General features: G+C 70.5%; 13 protein-coding genes. 2 read left to right on the top strand and 11 right to left on the bottom strand.

The window, feature by feature from the left end:
- The first annotated feature begins 20 nt into the window (after window positions 1-20).
- Window positions 21-758, top strand: a complete 738-nt coding sequence (locus tag ACP7BP_RS12000) for a DUF3105 domain-containing protein (RefSeq protein WP_426244855.1) — start codon at window positions 21-23, stop codon at window positions 756-758.
- 12 nt (window positions 759-770) lie between these two features.
- Here ACP7BP_RS12000 and ACP7BP_RS11995 read toward each other — a convergent pair whose 3' ends face one another.
- Window positions 771-1,853 (bottom strand): mannose-1-phosphate guanylyltransferase, encoded by a 1,083-nt coding sequence (locus ACP7BP_RS11995; RefSeq protein ID WP_426244854.1) that lies wholly within the window; start codon window positions 1,851-1,853, stop codon window positions 771-773.
- A 41-nt stretch (window positions 1,854-1,894) separates the two neighbouring features.
- On the opposite strand from ACP7BP_RS11995, the gene ACP7BP_RS11990 reads away from it, so the two are divergent.
- The gene (locus ACP7BP_RS11990) at window positions 1,895-2,623 is read left to right on the top strand and encodes a TIGR03089 family protein (RefSeq protein WP_426244853.1); all 729 of its coding nucleotides are present in this window, start codon (window positions 1,895-1,897) and stop codon (window positions 2,621-2,623) included.
- 18 nt (window positions 2,624-2,641) lie between these two features.
- On the opposite strand, the gene ACP7BP_RS11985 is transcribed toward ACP7BP_RS11990, so the two are convergent.
- The 10 genes from ACP7BP_RS11985 to ACP7BP_RS11940 all read right to left on the bottom strand — a co-directional run bounded on the left by ACP7BP_RS11985 (window position 2,642) and on the right by ACP7BP_RS11940 (window position 15,515).
- Window positions 2,642-5,335, bottom strand: coding sequence for an FG-GAP-like repeat-containing protein (locus ACP7BP_RS11985; RefSeq protein ID WP_426244852.1), 2,694 nt, complete (start codon window positions 5,333-5,335; stop codon window positions 2,642-2,644).
- Between the two features lie 226 nt (window positions 5,336-5,561).
- Window positions 5,562-6,344: an ABC transporter ATP-binding protein gene (locus ACP7BP_RS11980; protein WP_426244851.1), complete on the bottom strand. Its 783-nt coding sequence runs from the start codon at window positions 6,342-6,344 to the stop codon at window positions 5,562-5,564.
- A 7-nt stretch (window positions 6,345-6,351) separates the two neighbouring features.
- A complete protein-coding gene (locus ACP7BP_RS11975) occupies window positions 6,352-7,299 on the bottom strand; it encodes an ABC transporter permease (RefSeq protein ID WP_426244850.1) in 948 nt (315 codons plus the stop codon).
- Window positions 7,292-9,319 carry a glycosyltransferase gene (locus tag ACP7BP_RS11970; protein ID WP_426244849.1) on the bottom strand — a complete coding sequence of 676 codons (2,028 nt, stop codon included), beginning with the start codon at window positions 9,317-9,319 and terminating at the stop codon, window positions 7,292-7,294. The genes ACP7BP_RS11975 and ACP7BP_RS11970 overlap by 8 nt, the downstream gene beginning before the upstream one ends.
- Window positions 9,316-10,539, bottom strand: coding sequence for a UDP-galactopyranose mutase (gene glf / locus ACP7BP_RS11965; protein WP_426244848.1), 1,224 nt, complete (start codon window positions 10,537-10,539; stop codon window positions 9,316-9,318). The genes ACP7BP_RS11970 and glf overlap by 4 nt, the downstream gene beginning before the upstream one ends.
- Window positions 10,540-10,631: 92 nt before the next feature.
- The gene (locus ACP7BP_RS11960) at window positions 10,632-11,510 is read right to left on the bottom strand and encodes a formylglycine-generating enzyme family protein (RefSeq protein ID WP_426244847.1); all 879 of its coding nucleotides are present in this window, start codon (window positions 11,508-11,510) and stop codon (window positions 10,632-10,634) included.
- Between the two features lie 107 nt (window positions 11,511-11,617).
- On the bottom strand, window positions 11,618-12,502 hold the full coding sequence (locus tag ACP7BP_RS11955; protein WP_426244846.1) for a glycosyltransferase family 2 protein: 885 nt from the start codon (window positions 12,500-12,502) through the stop codon (window positions 11,618-11,620).
- Window positions 12,499-13,443: a glycosyltransferase family 2 protein gene (locus ACP7BP_RS11950; protein ID WP_426244845.1), complete on the bottom strand. Its 945-nt coding sequence runs from the start codon at window positions 13,441-13,443 to the stop codon at window positions 12,499-12,501. Before ACP7BP_RS11950 ends, ACP7BP_RS11955 begins: the two co-directional genes overlap by 4 nt.
- Window positions 13,444-13,489: 46 nt before the next feature.
- Complete coding sequence (locus ACP7BP_RS11945; RefSeq protein WP_426244844.1) at window positions 13,490-14,974, bottom strand: LCP family protein; 1,485 nt, start codon at window positions 14,972-14,974, stop codon at window positions 13,490-13,492.
- A 145-nt stretch (window positions 14,975-15,119) separates the two neighbouring features.
- Window positions 15,120-15,515: an acyl-CoA thioesterase gene (locus ACP7BP_RS11940; RefSeq protein ID WP_426244843.1), complete on the bottom strand. Its 396-nt coding sequence runs from the start codon at window positions 15,513-15,515 to the stop codon at window positions 15,120-15,122.
- Between the last annotated feature and the right edge of the window lie 328 nt (window positions 15,516-15,843).

The following is a 15,843-nucleotide window of genomic DNA, read 5'->3' as shown; positions in this document are numbered from 1 at the left end:
AGACGACCGAGGACTCCCACGTGGCGAAGCAGGACAAGACCAGCCGTAAGGCGGTCATCGACGAGATCCGCAACAAGCAGAAGAGCGCCGAACGCCGTCGCGGAGGCATGATCCTCGGCGTCGCGGTGCTCGTCGGCCTGCTGATCATCGGTGCCGCCGCCTACAAGCCGGTCAAGGACTACTTCGACCTGAAGTCGTTCAAGGACAAGAACCTCTCCGAGATCGGCCTACCCGCCGACGCGTGCCAGAAGGTCGAGACCAAGAAGGCCGAGGGCAACCAGGACCACGTCCCGCCGGGCACGCCGCTCAACTACCCCGACGCCCCACCTGCGTTCGGCCAGCACTACAACGTGTGGGCTCCCATCACCAAGAAGCTCTACACCACGGGCGACCGGCCCGACCTCGGCGAGCTCGTGCACAACCTCGAGCACGGCTACACGATCCTCTGGTACGACGAGACCGCCGCCGGGGACGAGAAGATGATGGACGAGATCAGGGGCATCGCGTCGAAGTTCGGCAGCGACGACAACCTCCGCAACAAGTTCAAGGCGGTGCCCTGGACCAGCGAGGACGGCGACCCGTTCCCCAAGGACGCCCACATCGCCTACACCCACTGGTCCGCCGGTGGCGAGGGCGAGACCGACCCGGAGAAGCAGGTCGGTGTCTGGCAGTACTGCTCGGCTCCTAGCGGGGCGGCCCTCGACAAGTTCATGCTCGACTACCCCTACCTCGACTCCCCGGAGCCGAACGTCGTCTGAGCCCCGCTGGCCTCAGGTCAGCTCGCCGTGGCCGTCCTCGTCGAGGGCGGCCACGATGCGCTTCACGTCCTGCGCACGCTCGCGGGTGGTGACCAGCACCGCGTCGCCGGTGTCGACCACCACGACGTCGTCCAGACCCACCACCGCCACCGTCCGCCCCCCTGCGGGTACGACGAGGCCCGAGGAGTCGACGTTCCGCACCAGGCCCGGGTCACCGAGCACCGTGACGGCGTCGCCAGCGTCGAGGATGCCGAGCAGGGACGCGAAGTCGCCCACGTCGTCCCAGCCGAAGGCACCGGGGACGACCGCGACCCGGCCGAGCGCCGCGGCGGGCTCGGCGACCGCGTGGTCGACGGCGATCCTCGGCAGCTGCGGCCACACCTCCTCCAGCGTGGCAGGCTCGGCGGCGACACCCCGCAGGGCGGCGGCGAAGCCTGGGTCGGACTCCGCGAGCAGGTCGAGCATCACGCTCGGCCGGCACACGAACATCCCGGCGTTCCAGAGCATTCCCTCGGCGACGTAGCCGGTGGCGACGTCTCGTGGCGGCTTCTCGACGAACTCGGTGACGCGGCGGGCGCTGCCCTCGATCGCGTCGCCGAGCCGGATGTAGCCGAAGCCGGTGGCCGGGTGGGTCGGGGCGATCCCGACGGTGACCAGCCAGCCGTCGCGCGCGACCCGGGCCGCCTCGCTCACCACGGCCCGGAAGGTCTCGACGTCGCCGATCACGTGGTCGGCGGCGAAGGACCCCATCACCGCGTCGGGATCGCGACGCTCGAGCAGCGCCGCGGCCAGCCCGATCGCCGCCATCGAGTCGCGTGCCGACGGCTCGGCGACCACGTCGGCCGGCGACAGGCCGGGCAGCTGGGCGAGCACCGCGTCACGGTGCGCCCTCCCCGTCACGACCAGCACCCGGTCGGCCACCAGCGGGACGAGCCGGTCGACGGTGCCCTGCACGAGGGTGCGGCCGCTGCCGGTGAGGTCGTGGAGGAACTTCGGCGACGCGCGCCGTGAGAGCGGCCACAGCCGGGTGCCGGCCCCGCCCGCGGGGATCACCGCCCAGAAGTGGTCGAGTGCCGTGCCCTGGCTGGAGGTCATGGGCGCGAGGGTAGCGAGCCGGGTGCTTCTAGGCTGAGCCGGTGACCACCTTCAGCACCGTGCTCCGCGACCTGCTGGCGCGCGACGCCGGCCGCCCGCTCGTGACCTTCTACGACGACGCCACCGGGGAGCGGGTCGAGCTGTCCGCGACGACGTACGCCAACTGGGTGTCGAAGGCGGCCGGGCTGCTCGTCGAGGAGTGCGACCTCGAGCGCGGCCAGTCCCTGCGGATCGACCTGCCGACCCACTGGCTCGGTCCGGTGTTCCTCGGAGCCGCCTGGACGATCGGCCTGGTCGTGACCGCCCACGACGAGCCGGACGCCGTGGTCTGTGGTCCCGGGACGCTGGCCGAGTGGGCCCCTCGGGCCTCCGACCTGCCGGTCCTCGCCTGCAGCCTGCTGCCGCTGGGGGTCCGCTTCGCCGATGGCGTGCCGTCGGGGGTCCACGACGTCGGCACGGAGATCTGGGGCCAGCCCGACGCCTTCACCGCCTGGGACCCGCCCGGCCCGGACGACCCGGCGACCGACTCACTCACGCAGGCTGACCTCTTCGGCCCGACGCGAGCGACGGCCGCCGGCGGGAGTCTCCTCACCGACGGCGGCCGTCTTCTCACGACAGCGAACCCGGCTTCCCCACCAGGTGCCGCTGCCTTCACCGAGCCGCTCGTACGCCGCGGCTCCGTGGTCCTTGTTGCCGGGGCGGACCCCGCCCGGCTCGACGCGTTGTACGCCGAGGAGCGGGCGACGGCCAGGGAGCTCACCCGGTCCTGAGCGTCTCGTCCACGCCGGTCACCCGGCCAGGTCGTAGATCCCCATCCCCTCGCCGAGGAACCGGCGCCCTGAGACGCCCGTGTCGTTCCCGTAGAGCACGTACAGGTGACCTGTCGCCCGCTCCCGGGCCAGCACGTCGGCGTGCCCGTTGGCCTTGATGTCGCTGATCCCGATCACCCAGTCGTACGGCGCGAAGTCGTACTTCAGCGCGGAGCGGGGACTGACCGCGCCCACACCGGTGCGCGCTGCGCCGATGCCCGAGCCGGTGCCGGGGTAGATCTGCGCCACGCCGCCGACCTCGCCGGAGAGGTCGGGCAGACCGTCGCCGGTGACGTCGCCGACAGCGGCCAGGTTCGCGACCCCGGTCCATCCGGTGCCCACCTGACGGGGTGCGGCCAGGTGGCCCTGGCCGTCGCCGCGCCGCAGCTGCATGGTGCCGTTGGCCTCGCGGGTGATGACGTCGCCGAAGCCGTCACGGTCCCAGTCGCCCACGTTGAGCAGCACGTCGGAGCCGCTGAGGTCGGCGCCGGTGTCGATCGGGTTGCCGAGGTCGTAGGTGCCGGCGTTCGGGACCACCACCAGCTCACCGCCCCGGCGCGCGATCAGGTCCGGCGCCGGGTCGCCCACGAGCTGGCCCCCATTGCCGATGTCCTGAAGTCCGGCGACGTTGCGCATCGCGCCGACCGGCGCGCCGAACGTGCCGTCGCCGCGCCCGGCCAGCAGGTAGACCTTGCCGTTCTTCATCCGGCCGATCAGGTCGGGGCGCCCGTCGGCGGTGTAGTCGCTGCCGCCGATGACCTTGTTGTACGGCGCCCAGTTGCCGACCACCTTGCGCGACTTCTCGAAGGTGCCCACCCCGGTCCCGGCCCGGAGCCAGACGGCGCCCTGCTTGTCGCGGCCGAGCACGTCGGGCCGTCCGTCGCCGGTGACGTCGCCGGCGGCCGTGAGGGAGACGAATCGCCCCCACTTGCTGTCGACCTTCGCAGGCTTCAGGCGGCCCTTGCGGGTGCCGAGGAAGGCGTCGACGCGAGCCCCGCCCTTGACCTTGGCGATGAGGTCGTTGCGGCCGTCGTGGTTGATGTCGCCCACGGGCGTGACGAGGTTGTGTCCCTTGAACGACTTCATCGTGCGCGTCGTCGCTGCGAAGGTGCCGTTCCCGCGGCCCGGACGGATCTTGGCGACCCCGTTGCGCGACGTCATCACCAGGTCGGCGTGGCCGTCTCCGGTGAGGTCGCCGGAGACCAGCACCTGCTTCTTGCCCTTCCAGCCGCGCGCGCCCAGCACGACCGGCTTCGAGAAGGCCGACAGACCACCGGTCGTCACCACGAAGCCGCGCTTGTCACTCGCCCGGCGCACCACCATGTCGGGGTAGGCGGTCCCGGCGAGGTTGGACTGCAGGCTGGTCGCCGTCCACCCGGACTGGGCACTGGCCGCCAACTGCCGGATCCGCGGGATCTGGGCGTAGAGGTACTTGCCCGGGCAGGCCGTGCTCCCGGCATCGCGGTGGCCGTTGATGGCCTGGAAGACCTTCTTGCCGACCTGCTGAGAGGTCGAGGCGGGGTTCACGCCGTGCAGGCCGAGCTTCCAGGCGAAGAGCGCGCCGTAGGCCTGGATCATCACCTCGGGCGGCTGGACCACGTCGAAGTTGCCGATCGCCGACATCGCGAACGAGTAGTCGTTGTAGCCGAGGGTGTGCGCGCCCACGACCGGCTTGTCGATGCCTCCGTAGCGGCCCTCCCAGATCCGGCCGAAGCGGTCGACGAGGTAGTTGTAGCCGATGTCGCTCCAGCCGCGGGACTTCACGTGGTAGGCGTAGATGCTGCGGATGATCGCCGGCACCTGGTCGGCGGTGTAGTCGTTGGCGTTGACCGTGTGGTGCACGAAGCCCGCGCTGACCGTGCCGTAGCGCAGCGACTTGGCGTCTCGCATCCGCTCGTCGGCGCCCCACTGGGCCCGCGAGTAGATCACCGGCATGGGGGCGGTGGTCGCCGCCTGCATCGCGATGGCCTCCTGGCCCTGGGGCTGCGGCTGGTCGGCGGGCACCCGCGCCCCGGCGGCCCCGGTCTCGAGCGCCGGTGCCTCCTCGACGGTGGCCGTCGGCTTGCCCGGGTCGATGACCGACAGCTGCAGGTCGTCGGGCAGCGGTGCGGCGCCGGCGTCGGTGACCGCCTTGACCTGCACCTGGTCGACGTCGCCGACCAGGAGCGCGTCGGTGCCGGGACGGGCGTGGCGGGCCTCGCGGCTGGCCGGGTCGGGGTCGTGGTCGTCGTCGTACGGCACGCTCATCCAGTCGGACCAGTCGTCGCCGGTGCGGGTGCGCACGGTCACCGCGATGTCGTCGGCGGGCACCTGCTCGCCGTGCTCCCAGGTGACGCCGACGGCGCCGTACCCGACGACCGGGGCCGGCTCGCTGACCAGCTCGTGGGGAGCCACGACCTGCCGCTGGCCGCCCATGGTGCCGCCCTTCGTCGCAGCGGCGTCCGGGGTCAGCGAGTAGTCGGTGACCTTCGGCTCCACCGCCTTCGCCGGGACCCTGGCCCGCGCGGACGAGAGGTACGCCGCGGCGCTGGGCTGTCCGCCCTGCGCCCCGGGCTGGCGGGCGACGACGTCCAGCGACACGATGCTGGCGGCCGGGGTGAGCACGGCCACCACGACGCCCAGCGCCAGCAGCTGCTGGCAGGCGGTGATGAAACGGACCTGGGAAGAACGCATTAGTGGCTACTCCAGTGAAGGGGAAGATTCACACGGGATAGCAAGATTCACACGAGTCACACTGGTTACGCGATGGTTTCTGAGTAACTACAAGCTTGTAATTTCCAGTCGACACGCCGGGCGATCCCGACTTTGTCAAGTTCCTGGTGGCGCGCCGGAGCGCCGCCCGCAGGCCGACCTGCCCTCGCGCCCGCCGCCTGCCCATGCCGCGCGGGCGGATGCGCGGTCAGATGTCGGCGCCGAGCACCTCGTCGTCGTTCTCCTCGTCGCCGTCGTACTCGAGGAAGTCGATGCCCTCCTGCACGTCGCCGTCGAACACGAGGCGGCCCTTCTCGAGCACCAGCACCCGGTCGCACATCTTCTTGACCGAGCCGGCCGCGTGGCTGACGTAGAAGAGGGTGACGCCGCTCTGGCGCACCTCCTCCATCTTGGCCATGCACTTCTTCTTGAAGGGCTTGTCGCCGACCGCCAGCACCTCGTCGGCGATGAACACGTCGCAGTCGACGTGCACGGCGACGGAGAAGCCGAGGCGGGAGTACATGCCCGAGGAGTAGACGCCGACCGGGGTGTCGAGGAACCGGCCGACGTCGGCGAAGTCGACGATCTCGTCGAACTTGGCGTTGGTCTCCTTCTCCGACATGCCCAGGATCGCGGCGTTGAGGTAGATGTTCTCGCGACCGGTGAGCTGGCTGTGGAACCCGGCGCCGGTGGCGATCAGGCCGGAGATCCGGCCGCGGGTGCGGACGCTGCCGCCGTCGGGGACCATGCTGCCGTTGACCATGCGCAGCAGCGTGGACTTGCCCGAGCCGTTGAGCCCCATCAGGCCGATGGACTCACCCTGCTTGACCGAGAAGGACACGTCGTTCACGGCCAGGAACTTGTCGCTGATCTTCTGGCCGCGCGTCTTGGCCACCGCCATCTGCTTGAGGGTGCGGTGGTACTGGAGGCGGAACTCCTTCGTCACGTGGTCGACGATGATCGACTCCGGAGCAGAGGCATGGACGCTCATCGACCGATCACCCGATCATCTCGGGAAGCCGGCGCTCGAGCCTGTTGAAGGCCCACTGAGCGAACAGCAGGAACACGAACACGGCGCCGAGCACGACGAAGCCCCGCTGGAACAGGTCGCTCGGGAAGGAGTTCTCGAGCAGCGCGGCCTGGTCGTCCCCGGTGGTGGTGACCCAGAAGGCGCGCTGCATGAGCAGCACCACCTCGACGACCGGGTTGGCCATGAAGATGCTGTGCGGGAGGCCCGTGCCGAACCGCTCGACCACGAGCGCGTAGGGGTACATCATCGGCACACTGAACGGCAGCACCTGGGTGACGTTCTGCACGACCCGCCCGAAGTCGCGGAAGAGGACGTTGAGCGCCGAGAAGAGCAGCGCCAGCGCGGTCGCCAGCATCAAGACGGTGGCGAAGGCCATCAGGCCCGCGCCCAGGCCCAGCATGTCGGGACTCCAGCCGGCGATGAAGCAGGCGCCGACCAGGACCACCAGCTGCGGGCCGGTGTGGTAGAGCGAGACCAGCATGGAGGCGACCGGGAACATCTCCTTCGGGATCGCCATCTTCTGCACGAGGCTCTTGTTCGCGAGGATCGAGCGCATGCCGGCGCCGTAGCTCTCGGTCAGGAAGTGCACGACCACCATGCCGGCGAACAGGTGGATCGCGAAGTTCGGGGTGTTGGCGCCGCGACCGGCGATCATGCCGAAGACGAAGTAGAACGTCAGGAACCTGATCAGCGGGTTGATGTAGGACCACAGCAGGCCGAAGCGCGAGCCGAGGTAGCGGGCCTTGATCTCACGCGAGACGAGCAGGCGCAGCAGGTAGCGGCGTCGGAAGACCTCGAGCAGCCCCGTCGAGCCGGCGGGGTCGATCAGCGGGACGTGCGCCAGGTCGTGGCGCACCACGACGTTGTCGGAGCTGGTCGAGCCCACTCCCCCCGGGCCCTTGACGGTGTCAGTCATCGTTGGCCTCGGCACGCCCCTCCGGCTCGGTGGTCCAGGGCTCGAAGGTCTTGTCCCACGCCTCGGGCGAGGTGATGTCGCCCAGGGCGGCGCGGTACTCCCGTGCCAGGCGCGGCCACTCGCGGCGGTAGCGCTCGTGGATCTCGACGGTCTTGGCCACCAGCTCGCGGAACTTCGCGGGGTCGCGCCGGTAGAACGCCGCGGAGGTGCCGTCGTTCATCGAGACCACGGCGGAGTCGTAGGACGCGAGGCGGTACCACTTGGCGTCCATGGCGCGGATCTCGGCCTCGGGGTGCTCCTTGGCCAGGTCGCGGGCCGGCTTGAGGTGGCGGATCGGCGCGAGGCCGGCGGTGACCAGCTGTGCCCAGCGGCCGGGGATCTCGACGATGTCGCGACCCTTGCGCGGCGGCTTCTTGCGGCGTACGGGCGGGAACGACTCGCGGTCGGCCTCGAGCTGGGCGTCGGTGAACTGCTTGCGGAACGCGTTCACCTCGGCCAGCCGGCCCGGGAGCATCTCGTGCAGGTGACCCGGCCCGGCCAGCACGTCCTCCATGGCCTGGTGCCGCAGCTCGGCCGTGGAGTACTGCATCGAGACCAGGTGGGCGATCTGGTGGTTGATGCTCTCCCGGATCATCCGCCCACCCTTGGGGTACGGCGAGTGCAGCAGCGCCGCCACGATGCGATTGCGGTGGTGGAAGTAGGCCTGCCAGTCGACGGCGTCGTTCTTGTCGGTCCACGGCACGTGCCACACCGCGGCACCGGGGAACGTCACGGTCGGGAAGCCGGCCGAGCGGGCCCGCAGGCCGTACTCGGAGTCGTCCCACTTGATGAAGAGCGGCAGCGAGAGGCCGATCTCCTCGATCACGACCCGCGGGATGAGGCACATGAACCAGCCGTTGAAGTCCACGTCGACGCGCTTGTGCAGCCACCGGGACGAGCGCAGGTTCCGGGCGGCGAGGTCCCAGTCGCTGTAGCCGTCGAGGGGCGTCATCCACCAGAAGCGCCACGGCTGGATGATCTCGCCGAAGGAGTGCAGGCGCGCCCGGGAGTAGAGGCTGAACATGTGGCCGCCGACGATGGTGGGCCGCTTGGCGAGGTCGCCGAACGTGACCGCCCGGACGATGCCCTCGGGCTCGCACACCACGTCGTCGTCCATCATCAGCGCGTAGGTCGCCGTGCCCTTGCGCAGGCTCTCGAGCTGGCCACGGGCGTAGCCGCCGGAACCGCCCAGGTTGCCCTGCACGATCACGCGCAGCTGGTCGCCCAGCGCCTTCTCCGCGGCCGGGAAGAACTCCGACTCGGTGACCGGCTTGGTGCCCTGCTCCATGACCAGGACCTGGTCGATGTAGGGGCGCAGCGTCTCGTCCTCGGCCAGCTGCCCGATCAGCTTGGCGCAGAAGTCGGGCCGGTTCATCGTCGTGATGGCGATGTCGGCGGTGCCGTGATCGGCCCGGTCGGCGGGCACCTCGGCGGACCACTCGGCCGAGACCACGACGGCGTCCTCGTCACCGGAGACGATGTCGTACCAGTACCATCCGCCGTCCACGAACGGCGTCAGAGTCAGGTCGAAGGTGAAGGTGGCCTGCCCGGAGCGGTCGACGGTGCCGGAGTCGACGCGCTGGGAGCGCCCGTTGGCCATCGACTTGTAGACCGTGAGGCCCGCGCCCGCCCCGGTGACCTCGACGGTCAGGCGCACCTCGTCGACGACGGTCCAGCGCCGCCAGTACGACGCCGGGAACGCGTTGAAGTAGGTGCCGAAGGAGAGCTTGCGGCCCTGCGGCACGCGCAGCGCCGTACGCGACTCGATCTGGTCGGGGTGGATGGACACCCCGGTCGAGGTCGTCTGCCGGATCGCGGCGTTGTTGAGGTCCTTGGCCGCGCGGCTGCCGCCGATCTCGTAGCGGTCGGCGTCGAGGCGGGCCTCCTCGGGGTCGACGTACAGGGCGAAGACGTCGGTGTCCTTGTCGATCGGCAGGATCTGCCGCTGCAGGAGCCTCCGGGTGGTCGCTGATGTGGTCATGCGTCGACCCCTCCGCTGGTGAGCTCGGCGCCGTCGGCGAAGTGCGGCCTGAGCTTGTTCTCGAACATCGACAGCGCGGAGCCGATCGCCATGTGCATGTCGAGGTACTTGTAGGTGCCGAGACGGCCGCCGAAGAGCACCATCTGCTCGCGCTTGGCGAGCTCGCGGTACTTGAGGAGCTTCTCCCGGTCCTCGGCGGTGTTGATCGGGTAGTACGGCTCGTCGTCGTCGCCCGCGGCCCGGGAGTACTCGTGGACGATGACGGTCTTGCCCTTGATGTAGGTGCGCTCGGGGTGGAAGTGCTTGAACTCGTGGATCCGGGTCCAGGGCACCTCCTGGTCGTTGTAGTTCATCACCGCGCAGCCCTGGAAGTCGTCGACGTGCTTGACCTCGGCCTCCAGGTCGACGGTGCGCCACGAGAGGCGCCCCTCGGAGTTGCCGAAGTACTCGTCGACGGGTCCGGTGTAGACGATCGGGACCCGGCCCTTGTACTCCTCGGCGACGTCGAAGAAGTCGGTCTCGAGGCGGACCTCGATGTTGGGGTGGTCGGCCATCTTCGTCAGCCAGGCGGTGTAGCCGTCGACCGGGAGGCCTTCGTACTTGTCGTTGAACCAGCGGTTGTCGAAGTTGTACCGGACCGGGAGGCGCGTGATGATGTCGGCGCTCAGCCTGGTCGGGTCGGTCTGCCACTGCTTGGCGGTGTAGCCCTTGATGAAGGCCTCGTAGAGGGGACGGCCGATCAGCGAGATCGCCTTCTCCTCGAAGTTGCCGGCCTCGGCCGTGTCGAACTCGGCGGCCTGCTCGGCGATCAGCGCGCGGGCCTCGTCGGGGGTGTGGCTCTTGCCGAAGAACGTGTTGATGAGCGCCAGGTTCATCGGCAGCGAGTAGACCTGGCCGGCGTACTGGCCGAAGACGCGGTGCTGGTAGTTGGTGAACGCGGTGAAGCGGTTGACGTACTCCCAGACCTTCTCGTTGGAGGTGTGGAAGAGGTGCGCGCCGTAGACGTGCATCTCGATGCCGGTCTCCGGGTCCGCCTCGCTGTAGGCGTTGCCGCCGAGGTGGTGGCGGCGCTCCAGCACCAGCACCTTGAGTCCGAGGTCGTTGGCGCACCGCTCGGCGATGGTGAGGCCGAAGAATCCGGAGCCGACGACCACGAGGTCGGGCTGCGCGGACTGGTCGGGCTCGGACGACGACGTCGTGGTGGTTTCGGGCGAGGTCAAGGCAGCGGCTCTCCTGGGTCTGGGGCGCCCGTCAGTCTACGGTCCGGGTGGTGCTGGCTCCGAGTCGGCACGAGCGCCCGCGCGTCGGCTCGTCACGACGCCGCGGTGGCTGCCGCACCCGGTACGGCGGCGGCGGGCGCCGCGATCCGGAAGCCGACGTTGCTCGCCGCCGACTCCGGGGTGTTGCCCGACCGGGCCGCGACCCGGTAGCGGTGGCAGTAGGAGTCGTGGCACAGGAAGGAGCCGCCACGCATGACCCGGTGGGTGCCGGTCTCGGGTCCCACCGGTGCGGTGACGGGCGACACGGCGTACCACCCGGGGTCGAACCAGTCGGCGCACCACTCCCAGACGTTGCCCGAGGTCTGCCACAGGCCGTGGCCGTTGGGCGCGTAGGTCTTGACGGGCGCGGTCGTGACGAAGCCGTCTTCGGCGGTGTTGGTCGTCGGGAAGGTGCCCTGCCAGATGTTGCAGCGCCACCGGCCGTCGTGGGTGAGCTCGTCGCCCCATGGGAACCGCGCGCCGTCGAGGCCGCCCCGGGCGGCGTACTCCCACTCGGCCTCGGTGGGCAGCCGGCCGCCGACCCACGCGGCGTAGGCCTCGGCGTCGCGGTGCGACACGTGCACGACGGGGTGCTGGGGCCGGGTCGACACGTCGGAGCCCGGTCCCTCGGGGTGGCGCCAGTCGGCACCGCGCACGGCCAGCCACCAGGGCGTGCCCTCCGCGGAGCCGACCACGTCGCCCGGATCGCCGCCGAAGGCGAGGTGGAACACCGCCGAGACGCCGAACTCCTCCGCGTCGGTGACGTGCCCGGTCGCCTTCACGAAGGTCGCGAACGCGGTGTTGGTGACGGTCGTCGCGCCGATGCGGTACGCCTGGAGCTCGACGTCGTGGACCGGCTGCTCGCCGTCTCCGGCGTAGCCCTCGTCGAACGGGTCGCCCATCGCGAAGCGGCCGGCGGGGATGTCGACCATCCCGCGCAGCGAGCCGCCCCTGTGGGTCGGGCGCCGGGTCGGGCGCCGCGGCGGCGGGGTGGCCCCGCCCTCGCGGGAGGGCGCGCAACAGGCCGGCTGGGCTTCGGTCATCGCGGCACCGACCGCATCCCGCGTGCGGAGCGCAGCGCCCGCAGCACGTTGGCGGCCTCGCCGCGGCCACCGCGCACCGGGCTGAGCGCCACCACGCCCAGGGTGACGAGGTAGGGCTTGAGGCGGACCAGGAGGTTCTCGCCGTAGCGGAAGTGGACGACGAAGAGGTTGCGGTACATGTAGAACCCCTTCCAGCCGGAGAGGTCGTGCTGCTGGTTGAAGTCCAACTGTCGCACCAGCACGGCGTCGCGCACCGCCACGATCGGGAAGCCCGCGCGCCGCGCCCGCAGGGCGTAGTCGGCGTCGTCGTAGAAGATGAAGAACGACGGGTCGGGCAGCCCGATGGCCTCGACCACCTCGCGGGCCACCATGAAGCCCTCGAACGCGACGACCTCGATCGGCACCTCCGCAGGCAGGTCGGCGCGGGCGGGCCAGGTCGAGTCGACGCTGGCAGTCTTCGGCCGGATCGCGAGGGGGTTGCGCAGGTCGAAGCGGACGGCCGACTTCTCCACGAGCCGGCCGCCGAGGTCCTCGCGCACCGCCATCAGGCAGGGGCCGCCGTGGGACAGGAGCACCGCCAGGCAGTCGGGAGCCGGCACCACGTCGTCGTCCATCAGCCAGATGCGGTCGAAGCCCGCGTCGTAGGCCTGCTGGACGCCGAGGTGGAAGCCACCGGCGCCACCGAGGTTGTCGGTCGAGTGCGTGCGGTGGAGCGGGAGGTCGGTGCGGGCCTCGAGCACCGCTCGGGTGCCGTCGGTGCTGGCGTTGTCGACGACGAAGACGGCGTCCGGCGAGTGGGTCTGCGCGGCCAGGCCGTCGAGCATCCGGCTGAGCAGCTCCGACCTGTTGAAGGTGACGATGACGACGGCGACGGTGGTCACGCGAGGAACCTCTCGTGGCCGGTGAAGTCGCTGCGCAGGCCGGCGCGCATCGCGCCCAGGCTCAGCCTCAGCCGGCTCAGGCTCGGCCTGGTGAAGGTGTAGAACCACAGCGTCTTCACCACGAAGGCGGCCGCAGCCAGCCCACCGCGGTAGTCCCGCAGGTTGACCAGGTTGTTGCGCGCCATGCAGTAGTGCTTGAGGTCGCTCGGGCTGTGGTTGTAGGTGGTCAGCCCGCGCATCATCGGAGTACCGAGGTCGTCGGTCGCCGGGTGGAGGAAGCGCGCGTCGACGACGGTGGCGCACCGGGCTCCGGACTCCATGGCCCGCCACAGGTACTCCACGTCGTCCCCCCAGATGAAGAACTCCTCCCGTGGCAGGCCGATGCGGTCGACCAGCTCGCTCGTGACGAGGACGCCGTTGAAGGGGATGACGACGTCGCGGATCAGGCCGTGGGTGGCGGCCTTCTCGACGGCTGCCATGTCGTGCACCACACGGCTGCTGCCCGGGAGCCGGATCGGGAAGCACAGCCTCGACGCGTCGTGCTCGGCCAGCACCGCCGGGCCCCAGAAGTCCAGGCTGCCGGCGTGCTCGAGGAGCAGCTCGAGGCAGTCGGGCTCGGGCACCCCGTCGTCGTCCATCAGCCAGACGAGCTCGGCATCGAGGTCGATCGCCCAGGCCAGTCCGTCGTGGAAGCCGCCGGCGCCGCCCCGGTTCGTCGGCAGCGACCTCGCGAGCAGCCCGGGTGTCGACCCCGACGCCGCCTCCCGGGCCAGCCACTCGCCCGTGCCGTCCGTGGAGGCGTTGTCGAGCACCAGGATCTGGGCCAGCCCCTCGACCTCGCGCAGCCGGGCCAGCAGGCGTTGCACGAGTGCCAGGCGGTTGAAGGTGACGACGACCGCGACGATGCGTCGGTCGTGTGCTTGCGTCGGCCCCTGCGTCACGGCGTACACCCTAGGTGCCGGGGGTGGCCGGGACGGGTGGCAGGAGTCAGCAGGCGCTGCCGAGGTCCTCGGCCTCGTTGGCGGCGTAGCCCTCGCGCAGGGACCCGAACGAGCCTCCGGTGAGCGACGGCGTGCTGGGCACCTTGGCCTTCTTCTTGCCCTCGCCCGCGTCGGCGTCACCGGCGGCCAGGGTGACCTGCTTGCCCTCGGCCCTGTCGATCGCCTCGCCGACCTTCTGCCGGATCAGCTTGATGTCCGGGTCGGCCGTGTTGATCATCGGCGGCACCAACGAGACCGTGGCGATCTTCTGCGACTTCGCGCGCAGCGCCAGGCCCATGAAGTTGTCGACCTCGCTCTGCGGCAGGTTGGTCGAGATCATCTGGGTGCTGGCCTGGGCGATCTTCTGGAAGTTGCGTACGGCGACCTCGGGGCTGATCTGCTCGAGCATCGCGCCCATCACGCACTTCTGCCGCGCCATCCGCGAGTAGTCGTCGGAGCCCTCGCGGGACCGCGCGAACCAGAGCGTGTCGTGCCCGTTGAGCCGGCGGGTGCCCGGCTCGATGTAGCCGGTGACGTCGCTGCCGAGGCCACCTACGGGGATCCGGTCGCGCACGGTGAGCTCCACGCCGCCGACGGCGTCGACGAGCTCCTTGAAGCCCTCGAGGTTCACCATCGCCCAGTAGTTGATCTTGAGGTCGGTGATCCCCTCGATCGCCATGATCGTGGCGTCGACGCCCGGGTTGTCGGATCCCTTGAAGAGATCGGTGTGGTCGCCGGCCCAGGTGCTGACGCCGTTGAGGTAGCAGCCGTCGCAGTCGAAGCCCCGGGGGAACTGCTTGTCCATCACCGAGCCCTTGCGGAACGGGAAGTTCGCCATGTTGCGCGGCAGGCTCACCAGGACGGTCTTCCCGGACTCGGCGTCGATGCTGGCGACCGTCATCGAGTCGGGACGCAGCCCCCAGCGCCCCGCTCCGGAGTCGCCGCCGAGCAGCAGGACGTTGAAGCGGCCGTCGTGGGCACCGACGACCTCGCCGTGACCGAACATCGTGACCATGAAGTCGCGCTGCACGCCGACCATATGGGCGCCGAAGAGCAGCGTGCCGGCCACGGAGAAGCACAGCACCCCGTTGACGCCGACGACGGCCAGTCGGTGGTTCTGCCGCAGGCTCAGCGGCTGGCCGATCCGCCACGCGTCGACGATGAGGTAGGCCCAGCCGACGGCGAGCGCCATCAGTGCCAGGCGCAGCGCTCCGAGCAGCGTGGTGTTGGAGACCGCCCAGAAGGCGAAGTCGCGTGAGACCAGACCCAGGACCAGCGCACCCACGCCGACCAGCGCCAGTGCGAACCAGAGCCGGAGGGCGATCCGGCCCACGCGGCGGTTGCCGGCGACCAGCTGCGCCGAGCCGGGCAGGACGAGGGTCATCAGCATCAGCGCCACCGCCCGACGGAAGCGCACGCGGGCGGCGCGGTCGGGGACCCGGTTGTCGACGCGGTTGCCGGCGTCAGCTGTCGGGAAGGATGCGGAATGCATCGAGGGCACCTCTGCTGGGGAAGGGGGCAGATGCGGTCGGCCCAGTATCACCAGTCACATGGGTCACATCCGTGCAGGCACGCCGTGGGGCCGTCGGCCGGAGTGGGCGCCCCCCTGCGCTCGGGGCGTCGGCGCAGCCCGCCGGTCAGGCCCGGCGGCCCCGGTCGATCTCCTCCTTGCGCGCCAGCCGGTGGGCGCGGCGGATCTCCGCCTCACGCAGGCGGCGTACCTCCGTGGGCGTCTCCGGCATCAGCCCGGGCACCGGACGGGACCGCCCGTCGGCGTCGATCGCGACGAAGACGAAGTACGCCGAGGCGACGTGCAGCGGCTCGTCGGCCGCACTCCCCCACGGCTGCGCCTCGACCCGCACGCCGATCTCCATCGACGACCGGCCGGCCCAGTTGACCTGGGCGAAGGTGCGCACGATGTCGCCCACGTGGACCGGCTCGAGCAGCACCATCTCGTCGAGCGCCGCGGTCACGGCCGGGCCGCCGCTGTGCCGCTGCGCGACGGCGCCGGCCGTCGAGTCGGCGAGCTTCATGATCTCGCCACCGTGCACGTTCCCGAGCAGGTTGGCCTCCGTGCTGCTCGTGAGGACGCCCAGCGCGACGCGCGAGTACGACGGCGGCAGCGCGACAGCATCCTCACCGTCGGCACCCGGCGCCACAGCATCCTCACCGTCGACACCCGGCTCCGGACCGCCGCTGCCGCGCGCTTCGCCCTGACTCGTCTGATTCGCTCGCAGCGCGACAGCATCCTCACCGTCGACACCCGGCTCCGGACCGCCGCTGCCGCGCGCTTCGCCCTGACTCGTCTGATTCGCTCGCAGCGCGACAGCATCCTCACCGTCGACACCCGGCTCCGGACCG

This window comes from Nocardioides sp. LHG3406-4 (assembly GCF_049897745.1).
Classification (GTDB): Bacteria; Actinomycetota; Actinomycetes; order Propionibacteriales; family Nocardioidaceae; genus Nocardioides.
The sequence above is the reverse complement of the archived record's forward strand: the minus strand, read 5'-3'. Positions and strand labels throughout refer to the sequence as shown.